General features: G+C 38.1%; 14 protein-coding genes. 7 read left to right on the top strand and 7 right to left on the bottom strand.

Annotated elements, in window-relative coordinates; all coding sequences use genetic code 11:
- Nucleotides 1-152 precede the first annotated feature (152 nt).
- Together cpxP and DK857_RS10260 are read left to right on the top strand one after the other, a co-directional pair.
- The gene (gene cpxP / locus DK857_RS10265; protein WP_109402114.1) at nt 153-704 is read left to right on the top strand and encodes a cell-envelope stress modulator CpxP; all 552 of its coding nucleotides are present in this window, start codon (nt 153-155) and stop codon (nt 702-704) included.
- Nucleotides 705-919: 215 nt separating this feature from the next.
- Nucleotides 920-1,981, top strand: coding sequence for a glycosyltransferase (locus tag DK857_RS10260; protein ID WP_109402113.1), 1,062 nt, complete (start codon nt 920-922; stop codon nt 1,979-1,981).
- A gap of 49 nt (nt 1,982-2,030) precedes the next feature.
- Here the strand turns inward: DK857_RS10260 and DK857_RS10255 are convergent, their stop codons facing one another.
- Both DK857_RS10255 and fabG read right to left on the bottom strand, forming a co-directional pair.
- Nucleotides 2,031-3,182 carry a glycosyltransferase gene (locus tag DK857_RS10255; protein ID WP_109402112.1) on the bottom strand — a complete coding sequence of 384 codons (1,152 nt, stop codon included), beginning with the start codon at nt 3,180-3,182 and terminating at the stop codon, nt 2,031-2,033.
- A 126-nt stretch (nt 3,183-3,308) separates the two neighbouring features.
- Nucleotides 3,309-4,064 (bottom strand): 3-oxoacyl-ACP reductase FabG, encoded by a 756-nt coding sequence (gene fabG, locus DK857_RS10250; protein WP_109402111.1) that lies wholly within the window; start codon nt 4,062-4,064, stop codon nt 3,309-3,311.
- A gap of 533 nt (nt 4,065-4,597) precedes the next feature.
- Here fabG and pfkA point away from each other — a divergent pair.
- Together pfkA and DK857_RS10240 are read left to right on the top strand one after the other, a co-directional pair.
- Complete coding sequence (pfkA, locus tag DK857_RS10245) at nt 4,598-5,575, top strand: 6-phosphofructokinase (RefSeq protein ID WP_075673000.1); 978 nt, start codon at nt 4,598-4,600, stop codon at nt 5,573-5,575.
- A 263-nt stretch (nt 5,576-5,838) separates the two neighbouring features.
- Complete coding sequence (locus tag DK857_RS10240) at nt 5,839-6,840, top strand: sulfate ABC transporter substrate-binding protein (protein ID WP_109402110.1); 1,002 nt, start codon at nt 5,839-5,841, stop codon at nt 6,838-6,840.
- Between the two features lie 104 nt (nt 6,841-6,944).
- On the opposite strand, the gene tpiA is transcribed toward DK857_RS10240, so the two are convergent.
- Together tpiA and DK857_RS10230 are read right to left on the bottom strand one after the other, a co-directional pair.
- Entirely contained in the window at nt 6,945-7,715 is a 771-nt protein-coding gene (tpiA, locus tag DK857_RS10235) for a triose-phosphate isomerase (protein ID WP_069366847.1), read from the bottom strand.
- 106 nt (nt 7,716-7,821) lie between these two features.
- Complete coding sequence (locus tag DK857_RS10230) at nt 7,822-8,457, bottom strand: DUF1454 family protein (RefSeq protein ID WP_075672998.1); 636 nt, start codon at nt 8,455-8,457, stop codon at nt 7,822-7,824.
- A gap of 97 nt (nt 8,458-8,554) precedes the next feature.
- Between DK857_RS10230 and DK857_RS10225 the strand changes: the two genes are divergently transcribed.
- Nucleotides 8,555-8,986 (top strand): DUF805 domain-containing protein, encoded by a 432-nt coding sequence (locus tag DK857_RS10225; protein WP_109402109.1) that lies wholly within the window; start codon nt 8,555-8,557, stop codon nt 8,984-8,986.
- Between the two features lie 65 nt (nt 8,987-9,051).
- Here DK857_RS10225 and fpr read toward each other — a convergent pair whose 3' ends face one another.
- Complete coding sequence (gene fpr / locus DK857_RS10220) at nt 9,052-9,798, bottom strand: ferredoxin--NADP(+) reductase (protein ID WP_109402108.1); 747 nt, start codon at nt 9,796-9,798, stop codon at nt 9,052-9,054.
- 337 nt (nt 9,799-10,135) lie between these two features.
- Between fpr and emrD the strand changes: the two genes are divergently transcribed.
- On the top strand, nt 10,136-11,320 hold the full coding sequence (gene emrD / locus DK857_RS10215; RefSeq protein ID WP_109394375.1) for a multidrug efflux MFS transporter EmrD: 1,185 nt from the start codon (nt 10,136-10,138) through the stop codon (nt 11,318-11,320).
- Between the two features lie 102 nt (nt 11,321-11,422).
- Here the strand turns inward: emrD and glpK are convergent, their stop codons facing one another.
- Nucleotides 11,423-12,955, bottom strand: a complete 1,533-nt coding sequence (gene glpK, locus DK857_RS10210; RefSeq protein WP_109394374.1) for a glycerol kinase GlpK — start codon at nt 12,953-12,955, stop codon at nt 11,423-11,425.
- A 42-nt stretch (nt 12,956-12,997) separates the two neighbouring features.
- Nucleotides 12,998-13,813 carry an MIP/aquaporin family protein gene (locus DK857_RS10205; protein WP_075672993.1) on the bottom strand — a complete coding sequence of 272 codons (816 nt, stop codon included), beginning with the start codon at nt 13,811-13,813 and terminating at the stop codon, nt 12,998-13,000.
- 294 nt (nt 13,814-14,107) lie between these two features.
- Here DK857_RS10205 and zapB point away from each other — a divergent pair, with 294 nt between their 5' ends.
- Nucleotides 14,108-14,350, top strand: a complete 243-nt coding sequence (zapB, locus tag DK857_RS10200) for a cell division protein ZapB (RefSeq protein WP_036933299.1) — start codon at nt 14,108-14,110, stop codon at nt 14,348-14,350.
- The last annotated feature ends 55 nt before the right edge of the window (nt 14,351-14,405 follow it).

Genomic DNA, 14,405 nt, shown 5'->3' with positions numbered 1-14,405 from the left:
TTCTTTTACACGCTCTGACGCTAGTTTGCAGCCGCAACGGTATAGTAATCCACATAGCAAAGAATTACACATATGAATTATATATATGAATTATGCACATTGAGTTCGTATTAATTTAGTCGGTATTAATTTACCGAATTAGGAGTGAAGCAATGCGTAAAGTAGCAGTAGTTGCACTAGCATCAATGTTTTTAGCAGCTCCGTCGGTCGTGTTAGCCGAAACAGCCAACACTAATCCGCCTACTGAGCAACAATATAATGGCAATTATCACTGTGATTATGGCTATGGTATGCATGGTGACCGTGATTACCGAGGCCACCGCGGACAGCGCGGTCATATGATGAACAACGGTGGACATATGATGGATCGCGGTTATGCCGAATCACGTATGTTTAACGGTATCACATTAACTGAGCAACAGCGTACTCAAATGCGCGATTTAATGCGCCAGCATCATCAAGACAGATATAACGGAAATTACCGTCAACGTCATGAGAATATGCACAAATTAGTGACAGCACCTCAATTTGATGAAGCAGCAGTAAGAGCACAAATGCAAGATATGGACAAACAAGCAATTGAACGCCATGTAGAAATGGCAAAAGTCCATAATCAGATGTATCAGTTGTTAACCCCAGAACAGAAAGCGCAGTTGGAAAAGAATTACCAACAGCAAATGTCAGATTTTGACACACGTAACTAATTAGTAAGTAGTTGAGTAAGAGTGTAGTAAAGATGTACCTAGTTAGAGAGTAAGTAGCAACAACGAAGTTTTTTCCTTGCCATAGACACCATCCCTGTCTTTTGCAGCCCCTCTGGAGAGGGGCTTTTTTTTGCTCTTTTGTTTGTTAAAATAGTAATAGTTGTATAGTTTTAATATAATTAATAAATATTCTTTGAGTTGGCTTGTTTTCTATAATGAAAAAAGTATTAATTATTGGTTTTAATTTAGGCGGATTTGGTGGTATGGAGACTGTTTTTAAGAAATCCATAGGCATATTCGATTCTCATGGCATTAGCGCGGAGTTTATTTTTTTTAATGAAAATAACAATCAAGTTAATGATGAATGGTTAACTGCTCACAGATATAGACGATTATCTTCAAAGATAAAAAATACTAAGTTAAGAAGAGTTGGTTATGCTATACAATTAGCGAAAGTTATCAAAAAAGAGAAGCCAAATATAATTATTTCTTATGATACTGTATGTTGTTATATAGCTAATTTAGCGAGAAAAATTGCGCGAAGCAATGTAATGATTTATTCATGGATACACTTTTCATTGCAAAATTTATATAAGTCAGTTTACTTACACAAGGCTGATTATCATTTATCAATTAGCTCAGGTATTGCTCGGCAGATGATTGATATGGGGATAGGAAAAGATAAAATATTCACTATTTATAATCCAGTTGGAGAAAGTAATATTACCATTACCCGGGATAAGAATATAAGATTCTTATATATTGGAAGATTAATTGCTGATGATCCAAAAAATATTAATGAATTATTTTATGCACTCGCTAAATTAAAAGGAAATTGGCGCCTTGATATTATTGGTGATGGAAAAGATGCTGAGTATTTAAAATATTTGGCATTAGAATTAAATATAATATCTAATATAAATTGGCATGGTTGGAAAAAGAATGCATGGATGTATATTAAAGAAAATATTAAGCATACCTCAGCATTAGTTTTAACATCTGCAAATGAAGGGTTTCCAATGGTATTATGTGAAGCATCCGCTCATGGTGTGTTTTGTATTAGTTCTGATTGTTCAACTGGTCCCGAAGATATTATAACTCCTGAATCTAACGGATTACTTTACCCTGTAAAAGATGTAGATAGCTTAGCTAATTATTTGCAAAGTATTATTGATGGGCGTTTATTACCTTCACATAATGAAATAAAAAATACTATTACTAAATTTAATGATGAAAGCTTTGCTAGACGTCTATTATCTGCATTAAAGTTGAGTTGACATGAATAAAGGATAATCTTATCCTTTATTCAATTTTTTATATTTTAAGTTATGCTTGGCTGTTCCTTATAGCGTGTTCAAATTCTCTAATAAATAGATTATAATCTATAGCTTCTTTTGAGTATTTAATTGCATTTTGACTAAAAGTTACATAATTATTAATTGTTTCTACTACAGCCGTAGCACAATTTTGGGGGGATATTAATTTGGGGGAGGTTAATGTATCAGAAATGGGATCATAAACTGTATAAGGGAAGTTTATATCTAAACCTGTTAAATTATGATATTCATCAATAGATAATGTAGGTGTAATTCCTATACCACAATATTTATCTTTTATCGCTTCAGGTTGGCCGTCAATATTAGGGTAGATAACCGGAATACCTTGTGCTAAAGCTTCAATGCAAGATAAACCAAAAGGTTCTGTTACTGGAGTGCTTAGATAAATGTCGATATCTGAATAAAATGTATCCATGTTTGATTGATATCCAATGAAACTGATATAGTCTTTTACATTGTTGCGTATCGCTAATTCCTCTAACTCATTCCTTTGTTCACCATCACCCGCAATAATTAATTTTGCTTTTATATTTAATTTTATTAATTCTGATAGGCAGAGAATACTAATTCCTATTCCTTTTAATCCTACTAAGCGAGAGGCTGTACCCAGAGTAATTTGATTATCATCATGAAGTGTTTTTGCTATTTCAATAGGCTTTAATGGTAAGCGGTTAATAACTTTTTTAGGTTCATATGTTGTATTGAATCTCAACTCCATGACACGTTTGGATGCTGTGGATATAGCTATAGCATTATTGAGCATATCAAAAAAATCTAGTGTTTTTTTGGTAAGAGGATAGCGCCAAGAACAGCCATGATCATAATAAACTAAGCTGGTGTTTTTGGGTTTCCTAGATAATTTTGGAACAAAGTCCCATACTAAAGTGACATCAGCTTTACTTGCTTCAATCTTTTTTGTTAAGACGTATTTTCTTAAAAAAGAAGGATATTTTATTTTAGTAGAAGCAATTTTATTGGCATGTTTTATATTAAAATGCTTAAGCTCTGGGAGTAGGTTTTTATTTAAAGAGTTACTGGTACACAAAATCTCATTCTGAAATGAACTATTTTTTAAATATTCAATAAACAAACGTTCAGCACCACCAAACCCTTGTAAATTAATCAAATGAAGTATTTTCATGATGCTAAATCCGTTCCATTCTTTTATTGAAATCACCTAATAACACGATTAATTAGTTATAATTCAAAAAATTTTATATTAATTATAAGTGAAAAATTAGGGCAGATTATTCTACCCTAAAATATATTACAACAATGCCTCTGGAGATTCAGGTAAAATCTGTCCGCCATCGACGATAATTGTCTGGCCTGTAATATATTTTGCTTCATTCGACGCAAAAAATGCGGCTGCGTAGCCGATATCTTCTGGCTCACCTAACGTGTGAGTTGGGATAGAAGCCTTCATCTGATTTAAATAGGCTTCACCTTGAGCCTGTAAACCCTCAGTGAGGATATTTCCTGGCATCACGGCGTTGATGGTAATGCCATGGCGTGCGTATTCAAGAGCTGCGCTACGCATAAAGCCTAATTGTCCTGCTTTGCTTGCACCATAATGGCTCCAGCCCGGATAGCCAGTAATAGCACCTGTAATGGAAGAGGTAATGATCACTCGACCTTGTTTTTGTTTCTCCATTACACGAAGTGCGGCTTTTACTAAAAAGAACATGCCTTTTAAGTTTACGGTATGCATTTTATCCCAGTCAGCTTCTGTCATCTCTTTAATCGTTGCTTGAGGGAAAATGCCAGTATTGGAACAGAGAATATCGAGCTTGCCATACTCTTTTACGACATCATCAATGACTTTCTCACAGGCAGATTGCTGAGTGACATCAAGATGCATAAAACCTACACCTAATTCCTCTTTTGTTTTATTACCAGCAACATCATCAATATCCGCAATAATTACTTTCGCACCACTGTTTTTTAGTGCGATAACGATACCTTTGCCAATACCCTTTGCGCCACCTGAAACTAAAGCGATTTTACCCGTTAAATCAAACATAAAACCTCCTATTAAGTGAGAGCTCTACTGTATCAGTCTAGGCTAAAAAGCGGAGAATGAACCAAAGAACTTAGCCATAAGTCACAAATGTACCTTAGATGATTTTTTTCTTTAAAAGGATGACTGATTAAAATAGGAAGGTAAACAGCAAATAAAACATCATTTAAGGGAAAAACTGAATATTTATCAAAATATGCCGATGCTATTTTTTAGCATAAATAGCGTTTTTTTGAGGTGAATGCAAAAAGGCAGTAAAGTGTCTGTATAAAAAGTGTTAACTTATTAGTGAAACACATTTGAGATAGACTAGTATAATCTTTATACAGGCTGTCTGATTAGTTTAATGCGCATCAAGTTTATGAAAAAAAATGTACGATAATGATGAACTGGTAAAAAATATGCGTACAATGGTATTGTTGAATCAATTCAGCATTTGCGATATCGGTATATAACACCAGACAAGCCGGTATTGAGATAAAAAGTTATTCCAACAATTTTGCAATAATTACATCGAATAAGAATCAGAGGTAATCATGGTCAATGGGATCAAAAGAATTGGGGTTTTAACAAGTGGTGGTGATGCACCAGGTATGAATGCCGCGATCCGTGGTGTTGTTCGTGCCGCACTAAGTGAAGGTTTAGAGGTTTATGGGATTATGGATGGCTATATGGGGCTATACGAAAATCGCATGAAAAAACTCGACCGTTTTAGCGTGTCAGACATGATCAACCGTGGTGGTACATTCCTTGGCTCTGCTCGTTTCCCTGAATTCCGCGAAGACAATGTACGTGCTGTTGCCATCGAAAACATGAAACAAAATGAGCTGGATGCCTTAGTGGTTATTGGTGGTGATGGTTCTTATCTAGGTGCAAAAAAATTAACGGAAGCAGGTTTTCCATGCATCGGCTTACCGGGCACAATTGATAATGACGTTGCTGGTACTGACTACACCATCGGTTATTTCACTGCATTAGAAACTGCCGTTGAAGCCATTGACCGCTTACGTGATACCTCAACGTCTCACAAACGTATCTCTATCGTAGAAGTGATGGGACGCTACTGTGGTGACTTAACACTGTCTGCAGCAATCGCTGGGGGCTGTGAATTTGTTGTTCTGCCTGAATCTGAATTACCATTTAATCGTGATGAATTGCTGGCAGAAATCAAAGCAGGTATCGAACGTGGCAAACGTCATGCAATCGTCGCAATTACCGAACACGTTTGTGATGTGCATGAATTAGCACGTTTTATTGAAGCTGAAACTAAACATGAAACGCGTGCAACAGTATTAGGTCATATCCAACGTGGTGGTTCTCCAGTTGCTTACGATCGTATTCTAGCTTCTCGTATGGGTGCTTACTCTGTACAACTGCTATTAGAAGGCTATGGCGGTCGTTGTGTTGGTATTCAAAACGAAAAACTGGTTCACCATGATATTATTGACGCGGTTATGAATATGAAACGTGTCTTTAAAGCTGACTGGTATGAAACCGCGAAAAAACTGTACTAATTAATAGATTTTCCGCAATACCAGAGCCTTTCTGAGTTCTATCCTTATTCGTGAACTGCTCTGATACATTCTCCTTGTGTCAGAGTAGCTTCTCGAGTGAAAATATTTCACTTAGTGATCTTTATCTTCCAGCATCTCTTCTTATCTTCCTTATATTGATAGTCATATTCCTGTTGTGTATATCCATCGGCTTTTTGTTATTTCATCGTTATAAAACTTTCTGTCAGCCTAGTTAAATATTTAACGATAGGGGATGGATAGATATGTTTAAACAATGGGGTTTATTATCGGCAGCTTTAGTGACATTACTTTTTTCTAATATTTTATGGGCTAAAGATATTCAATTATTGAATGTCTCTTACGATCCGACAAGAGAACTTTATCAGCAGTATAACTCAGTATTTAGTCAGTATTGGGAGCAGAAAACGGGAGATAAAGTCACTATCCGCCAATCACATGGTGGATCAGGAAAGCAGGCGACATCAGTTATCAATGGTATTGAGGCAGATGTTGTCACACTAGCCCTTGCCTATGATATCGATGCGATCGCCCAAAGAGGAAGTATCGATAAACAATGGATCACTCGATTACCCGATAACTCTGCACCTTATACTTCAACAATCGTTTTTCTGGTGAGAAAAGGAAATCCTAAGCAAATAGTCGATTGGGATTCATTAATTAAGCCGGGTGTTTCAATTATTACGCCTAACCCCAAAACTTCAGGAGGTGCAAGATGGAATTACCTTGCAGCGTGGGGCTATGGATTAAAAGCCAATCATCAAGATAGTGAAAAAGCCAAAGCCTTTGTTCAAACACTTTATCAGCAAGTTGAAGTATTAGATTCAGGTGCGAGAGGAGCAACAAATACATTTGTTGAGCGAGGTATTGGTGATGTATTAATTGCATGGGAAAACGAGGCGTTATTAGCGATTAATGAATTAGGCACAGATAAGTTTGAGATAGTCACACCATCAATATCTATTCTTGCAGAGCCTACGGTGTCGGTAGTGGATAAAGTTGTTGATAAACGAGGAACACGAGAAATTGCCACAGCGTACTTAGACTATCTTTACTCACCAGAAGGACAAGAGATCGCAGCAAAAAATTATTATCGTCCTAGAGATAAAGTAATTGCAGAGAAATACCAAGATAGTTTTCCAAAACTAGAACTATTTACACTTAATGAAGTTTTTGGTGATTGGCAATCTGCGCAGAAAATACATTTTGCGACAGGGGGCATATTTGATGAGATCAGTCGTCGTTGATAATCAAAGATGAGAGAAACAAAAAAATCACCTTCTGTTTTATATCCAGTAAGGTGATTTTCTCTATTTTTTATCAATTAACGGCATCAGCCAGAAAGATAAAATTATTTTTTCGCTTTAGCTTGTGCTGCTGCTTTAACGATAACGGCAAATGCGTCAGCTTTCAGTGAAGCGCCACCTACTAATGCGCCATCGATGTCTGGTTGACCAAACAGTTCTGCTGCATTTTTATCGTTAACAGAGCCACCGTATTGAATGATAACTTGTTCAGCGATAGCGGCATCTTTCTTCGCGATATGATCACGAATAAATTTATGAACAGCTTGAGCTTGTGCTGGAGTTGCTGATTTACCTGTACCGATAGCCCAGATTGGCTCATAAGCGATAACGGCATCTTTAAATGCTGCTGCACCATGTGCATTTAACACAGCATCGATTTGGCGAGCACATACTTCTTGAGTTTTGCCAGCTTCGTTTTCTGCTTCAGTTTCACCAATACATAATACTGGTGTTAAACCTAACTCTTTTAACACGCCGAATTTTTGAGCGATAAACTCGTCAGATTCTTTATGATAAGTACGACGCTCAGAGTGACCAATGATAACGTATTTAACATCAACGTTTTTCAGCATCTCTGCTGAAGTTTCACCAGTGAAAGCTCCTGATAAGTTAACACCTGTATCTTGAGCACCTAATGCAATACGGCTTCCACCAATTTCATGGCGTGCTTGGCATAGGTAAACTGCTGGTGGTGCGATAGCAACATCACAACCTGCAACACCGCTAACTTCTTTACGTAATGCAGCAATTAATTCATGAACCATATGAATGCTGCCGTTGAGTTTCCAGTTACCCATGACTAATGGATGGCGCATAACTTTTCCTCCAACCGAGTGGTTTAAATTTAGTTTGCTAATAAACACGAATTCTGTTGATGCACAACAGTATAGAGAACAATGAATAGAATAGCTTTGTTTTTTATCACGGAATAGCTGAAACGATCTTGCTGTTTAAAGAAAGCTTAATCGGTTCAATAGCGAAGGTTGTTAATTGGTCATCTTCATGGACAATAATATAGCGAATTGCACCCACATCATGACTAATGTAATCAGAAGTTTGATTTTTAAATGCAAATAAATTGAGAGCCTCTTGAATTTGCTCTGAGGTTATTGATGAGTCAAATTGAGTGACCAAAGTAATAATGTATTGTGTCGTGATCTCACGATTTATCTTTTCTAGTTCAGGTGAATCAGGGGTGTGGAGCAGCGTTAGTTGTAAACTTTTTATTTTTTCGCTACCGCGCTCTAGTATTGCAGATGAATAGAGATAAGGCGTGATCCGTGTTGCTGCTCTGACAAGAGGGATCGCAATATCGTGATTGGTGATAATCTTATATTCATTAAGTGATAACAACGGATTTTGTTGATTAAATTTTGCTCTTAGTTCCGGAATAGTTATCTCAAAAACAGGTGCATCTTGTTTAAGATAGGCGATGTCATCCTTTGTAGGCTGTTTTTGTGCGACAGACATCTCTGTTGCAAAAACAGAAGTTGGCAAACAAAGAGCAATGCTTATGATTATCAGGTATAACGTAGAAAGTGTGTTTGCTTTTATCATCTGTCCTCCGCTTGTCTGTGCTGTTATTGGCTAGTCTGTATTATTTGATACTAAATGGACAGTGTAATTCACAAATTAAGTAAATTATTGAGAATTTATGACCTTACAACATTGGGCATTTTCATTCAAAGGGCGAATTGGACGCCGTGACTTTTGGGCTGGTTTTGGTGCTTGCTTTGCGCTATTTTTAGGCCTTTTTATTATTAATGATATGATTTACCCATTACCAGCCATTGCAATATGGGGAGTATTCCTTTTTATTCTTTACCCGCTATGTGCGATTTTTACAAAAAGACTTCATGACAGAAATAAAAGAGGAATATGGCTTTTATTACTCCTACTTGCCGTAATGTTAGGATTAGCTGATACCAGTAGTTTAGAGCCATTTTGGCAATGGGCGATAGGACGCTTTCTTCCTTCTTTTATTGGGATGATCATGTTGCTTGATTGCGGTGTATTTGTGGGTAATGACGGCGAAAACTACTTTGGTAAACAGGCAGAGCAAGTGAACTATCGTCGTTGGCGTTAATTTATATTATTAAAATCAAATGAATAAGGGTGAGATAAATAGATTCACCCTTATTTTTTGTATTATTACCAATATTGCTCACTGGTGATATGTCCGGGTTTACGTCGTAAGTGCTTACGCATTTCCCGTTGTTCTTTTAGTAATTGTTGAGTGTCTCTGACCATTTGAGGATTACCACACAACATAATATGGCTCTCTTCTGGGCTGATAGTTAAGCCAACCGTTTTTTCTAAAGCGCCACTTTCAATGAGTGCAGGGATACGTCCTGTCAATGAGCCAATATGATTTTCACGGCTGACAACGGTTTGAATGCGTAATTTACCTTGATAACGTTCAACGAGTTTTTCCATCAAAGATAAATAGCTTAAGTCATTAGCATATCGAACAGCATGAACAAGAACGATATTTTCAAATCGCTCAAGATCGTGTCCTAACTGCAAAATAGATAAAAAAGGTCCAATGGCTGTTCCCGTCGAAAGCATCCAAAGCGTATTTACTGTGGGAACTTCTTCTAATACAAAAAAACCGCTGGCTTGTTCAGTCACTAATACTTCATCACCGACTTCTAGAGTACTTAGTTTAGAGCTTAATTTTCCATCAGGAATAGTTACTAGATAGAACTCTAAATTGGGATCATCTGGTGCGTTTACATAAGAGTAGGCTCGTTGTACTCGCTCACCATCGATATCTAGCGCTAATTTTGCAAATTGTCCGGCTGTAAACTTATCAATAGGAGCATTGACGACGAGACTCATTAACGCATCAGTCCAGTGATGAACTTGAGTAACTTTTCCATTCACCCAATTAGCCATAGAGATTATCTCCTTTTGATAAACATGCTTATGTTGCTTATTCATTCTAAATAGGAAGCGACTTTTTATTTATCAAGATGGTGTGGTGATGTGATTAATCTAAGGATCTGTCAATAAATGACACAATATGTACATTTATATTGACAACTATGGTGTATTTCTCTGACATTAATCTTTATACAAAAATTGCTGGCTATCTCGCAAATTTCTCCAAATTTGTTAACTTAGTCTCATTCTGAAAAGGCATGCATTTTGCAGAGTTTATTTTTATAAATTCTCTGTGGTGTGCGCCTGTCCGTTAATTTATTTATCTGAAATTCTTGAGCAAAGAAAAGAAATGAGAAAGTTAGAACATGCAAATTTATTATTATTGATAATTGCACTGGTTGCTGTGGGTCAAATGACCCAAACTATTTATGTTCCTGTTATTGCTGATATGGCGGTTTACTTTGGTGAACCCACTGGGGCGGTACAGCAAGTCATGGGTGCCTATCTTTTTTCTTATGGTTTTTCACAGCTAATTTATGGACCTATTTCCGACAAAGTAGGGCGCCGTCCTGTTATTTTAGTCGGAATGACGATCTTTTGTTTATCAACGCTGGTGGCAATTTTCTCGCAAAATTTAACCACACTGGTTATTGCAAGTACTTTACAAGGGATGGGAACAGGTGTTGCTGGTGTCATGACACGTACTCAACCTCGTGATTTATATACAGGAACTGCATTGCGTTACGCCAATAGCTTATTAAATATGGGCGTCTTAGTTAGCCCACTATTAGCGCCGATGATTGGTGGTGTTGTTGCTCACTTCTTTGGCTGGCATGCGTGTTATATCTTCCTATTATTATTGGGAAGTAGTGTTCTTTTCTGTATGTATCGTTGGATGCCAGAAACGCGTCCAGTGCAAGTTGAAAAACGTAAAATGCTGTCATCATTTTACTTACTGCTTTCAAATAGTACCTTCAGTGCATTTTTGATTATGTTGATTTGCGCATTATCTGGTATTGCTGTTTTTGAGGCATCAAGCGGTGTATTAATGGGGGGAGTATTAGGATTAAATAGTATTACTATCAGTATATTATTTATTTTACCGATCCCTGCGGCATTTTTTGGGGCTTGGTATGCTGGTCGTGAAGGTAAAACCTTTGTACAACTGATGTGGCACTCTGTTTTTTGTTGTTTATCTGCGGGGGTTTTAATGTGGATCCCTGGTTGGCTAAATATTATTAATATCTGGACATTACTGGTACCAGCCGCGCTGTTTTTCTTTGGTGCAGGTATGTTATTCCCATTAGCAACAACAGGTGCGATGGAGCCATTCCCTTATTTAGCCGGCTCTGCGGGTGCGCTGGTGGGTGGTTTACAAAATGTGGGTTCAGGTGTAGCAACATGGTTTTCAGCTTTATTGCCACAGCATAACCAATTTAGCTTAGGTATGATTATGTTTGGTATGTCGGTGGCTATTATACTTTGTTGGCTTCCTTTGGCTCATCGTTTTAGCCATGAAGAACATACTATTTAATTGACTGATACAGTAAGTTAAATAAAAAATGCCGAGATAAAAAATCTCGGCATTTTGGTTTTGTAGCCTAGGCTACTTCTCTCTCAAACTGTTTTACTGCAATTAAGCGCGATCTTCCCACTCTTGAGCGCGAGCAACCGCTTTTTTCCAGCCGTTATAGCGATAGTTACGCTCAGTAGTTTCGATGCCAGGGCGGAATTCTTTGTCAATCGCCGCTTTGTTTTTCACTTCTTCTAAATCATTCCAGAAACCGATAGCAAGACCCGCAAGGAATGCTGCACCTAATGCGGTACTTTCGCGGACAACAGGGCGCTCTACACGAGTACCTAAAATATCGGATTGGAACTGCATTAAGAAGTTGTTAGCAACAGCGCCACCATCAACACGCAGTGATTGTAAACGTGCACCTGAATCTGCTTGCATTGCATCAAGCACATCGCGTGTTTGATAAGCAATAGATTCTAAAGTTGCACGAATAATGTGATTACGGTTAGCACCACGAGTCAAACCAAAAATAGCACCACGCGCATACGGATCCCAATATGGTGCGCCTAAACCTGTAAATGCAGGAACAACATAGACACCATTTGTATCGTTAACTTTAGTTGCGAAGTATTCAGAGTCAGTGGCTTCATCAATCAGTTTTAGCTCATCACGTAGCCATTGAATAGAAGCACCACCAACGAATACCGCACCTTCTAGAGCATAGTTTACTTCACCACGAGGGCCACAACAGATTGTTGTTAACAAGCCATGATTAGAGCGAACGGCTTCTGTACCTGTATTCATCAGTAAGAAGCAACCTGTACCATAGGTATTTTTCGCCATACCACTTTGTACGCAAAGTTGGCCATAAAGTGCAGCTTGTTGGTCACCCGCCATACCTGCGATAGGAATACGTGTACCACCTTTACCACCAATGTTTGTTTGGCCATAAACTTCAGAAGATGCCACTACTTTTGGTAGCATATTGCGAGGAATATCCAGCAGATCGAGGATTTTTTGATCCCAATCTAAAGAGTGGATATTAAATAACATGGTACGAGAGGCATTAGTAAAGTCAGTAACGTGAACGCGGCCTTGTGTCATTTTCCAAACTAACCAAGTATCGACAGTACCGAATAACAATTCACCTTTTTCGGCTTTTTCACGAGCGCCTTCGACGTTGTCGAGGATCCATTTTAATTTTGTACCAGAGAAATAAGGGTCAACCATCAAGCCAGTATTTTGACGAATATATTCTTCAACACCTTCTTTATCTTTTAAGCGAGTACAGAAATCTGCAGTACGGCGGCATTGCCATACAATCGCGTTATAAACGGGTTTACCGGTTTCTTTATCCCATACAATAGTGGTTTCACGTTGGTTTGTGATACCAATACCAGCAACGTGGTCGGATGGAATATCTGCTTTTGCTAATACTTCAACTAAGGTTGCACTTTGTGTTGCCCAAATTTCCATTGGATCGTGTTCAACCCAGCCTGGCTTAGGATAGATTTGGGTGAATTCACGTTGTGAGATACTGACGATATTTGCATCGTGGTCAATGACTACGGCGCGTGAACTGGTTGTGCCCTGATCTAGCGCAACAATGTATTTTTTCTCGGTATTCGATGTATTTGTTTCTGTTGTCATGTTATTAACCTGTTCTGATAATCAACAATATTGCTCTTAATTTTATTTATCGTCTTCGATTTTGCAGGTATCGCAAGGTAAGTGACGGCCAATTAATTTACGGTAAGCCAATGCACCTAAGATACCACCGATAAATGGAGCAATCATTGGAACTAAGAAATAAGGGATATCACGTCCACCAGTCAGCGCGATATCACCCCAGCCAGCAAAGTACGCAACCAGTTTTGGACCAAAGTCACGAGCTGGGTTTAAGGCGAATCCAGTTAGTGGACCAAATGCACCGCCGATTACGGCAATTAAGATACCAATTAATAAAGGTGCTAATGGGCCTTTAGGTACACCGTTACCATCATCAGTTAAGGCTAAAATTAAGCCAACAAGGATAACGGCAATGATAACTTCGACAACAAAGGCATGTGCAACGGAAATTTGAGCTGCGGGATAAGTAGAGAATACACCGGCAGTGAAGAGACTTTCTTGTGAGCCCCTGACAATGCCATTAACTTGTTCATAGTCGATAAAAACATTGTAGTACATAAAGTACACAATGGCTGCGGCAAAGAAGCCACCTAACATTTGTGCAATAATATAAGGAACAACTTTTCTGCGTTCAAAGCAAGCAAATAGCCAAAACGCAACGGTAACAGCAGGGTTCAGGTGTGCACCAGAGGTGCCGGCGGTAAGATAAACGGCTAAGGCAACACCCAGCCCCCAGATAATACTTATCTCCCACAATCCCAGTTGAGCACCTGCAATACGTACTGCAGCAACACAACCAAGACCAAAGAAGACTAGCAACGCAGTTCCGATAAATTCAGAAATGCATTGACCCATAAGAGAGGTTTTCGTCTGGCTCATATATTCTATCCTGAAAGAGGGTTATTTATTGTTAGTATTCTTTTCGAATTGAAAAGATAACTGTGAATTTATCGTTAATGAGCGTAAACGAGAATAAGCGAAATTGAATTTTGTGTGTCTCATCAAGAAAATGAGTGAAAACGCTCTTAATTAGTGACTTGATCGACATTTGTAATGTGATCTGACCAGTATTTTTGATAAATTGAAAAAAGAATGTAATTCCTCGGAAGATGCTAGACAGTTGTTGATAGGCTACTTACAATCGGAAGTATCGATTATATGGGGGATTACAGTATGTCATTTGAAGTTTTCGAGAAGTTAGAATCAAAAGTACAACAAGCAATTGATACCATCACGTTATTACAGATGGAAATCGAAGAGCTAAAAGAAAAAAATGATGCGCTGAACCAAGAAGTTCAAGAAGCGAAAGGATCGCGCGAAGCTCTTGTTCGTGAAAATGAAGAGCTGAAACAAGAGCAATCAAGCTGGCAAGAGCGTTTACGCGCGCTGTTAGGCAAAATGGAAGACGTGCAATAATTGTCTTTGTTTGCTTAAAGCCTAAGAAAACAAAAGCCACCTTTAGGTGGCTTTT

The organism is Proteus terrae, assembly GCF_003144325.1.
GTDB lineage: Bacteria > Pseudomonadota > Gammaproteobacteria > Enterobacterales > Enterobacteriaceae > Proteus > Proteus terrae.
This window is presented reverse-complemented; position numbering and strand designations above follow the sequence as displayed.

Excerpts from the sequence above, each read along its gene's own strand:
- cpxP (WP_109402114.1), top strand. The coding sequence starts at position 153 with ATGCGTAAAGTAGCAGTAGTTGCACTAGCATCAATGTTTTTAGCAGCT.
- DK857_RS10260 (WP_109402113.1), top strand. The coding sequence starts at position 920 with ATGAAAAAAGTATTAATTATTGGTTTTAATTTAGGCGGATTTGGTGGT.
- DK857_RS10255 (WP_109402112.1), bottom strand. The coding sequence starts at position 3,182 with ATGAAAATACTTCATTTGATTAATTTACAAGGGTTTGGTGGTGCTGAA.
- fabG (WP_109402111.1), bottom strand. The coding sequence starts at position 4,064 with ATGTTTGATTTAACGGGTAAAATCGCTTTAGTTTCAGGTGGCGCAAAG.
- pfkA (WP_075673000.1), top strand. The coding sequence starts at position 4,598 with ATGGTCAATGGGATCAAAAGAATTGGGGTTTTAACAAGTGGTGGTGAT.
- DK857_RS10240 (WP_109402110.1), top strand. The coding sequence starts at position 5,839 with ATGTTTAAACAATGGGGTTTATTATCGGCAGCTTTAGTGACATTACTT.
- tpiA (WP_069366847.1), bottom strand. The coding sequence starts at position 7,715 with ATGCGCCATCCATTAGTCATGGGTAACTGGAAACTCAACGGCAGCATT.
- DK857_RS10230 (WP_075672998.1), bottom strand. The coding sequence starts at position 8,457 with ATGATAAAAGCAAACACACTTTCTACGTTATACCTGATAATCATAAGC.
- DK857_RS10225 (WP_109402109.1), top strand. The coding sequence starts at position 8,555 with ATGACCTTACAACATTGGGCATTTTCATTCAAAGGGCGAATTGGACGC.
- fpr (WP_109402108.1), bottom strand. The coding sequence starts at position 9,798 with ATGGCTAATTGGGTGAATGGAAAAGTTACTCAAGTTCATCACTGGACT.
- emrD (WP_109394375.1), top strand. The coding sequence starts at position 10,136 with ATGAGAAAGTTAGAACATGCAAATTTATTATTATTGATAATTGCACTG.
- glpK (WP_109394374.1), bottom strand. The coding sequence starts at position 12,955 with ATGACAACAGAAACAAATACATCGAATACCGAGAAAAAATACATTGTT.
- DK857_RS10205 (WP_075672993.1), bottom strand. The coding sequence starts at position 13,813 with ATGAGCCAGACGAAAACCTCTCTTATGGGTCAATGCATTTCTGAATTT.
- zapB (WP_036933299.1), top strand. The coding sequence starts at position 14,108 with ATGTCATTTGAAGTTTTCGAGAAGTTAGAATCAAAAGTACAACAAGCA.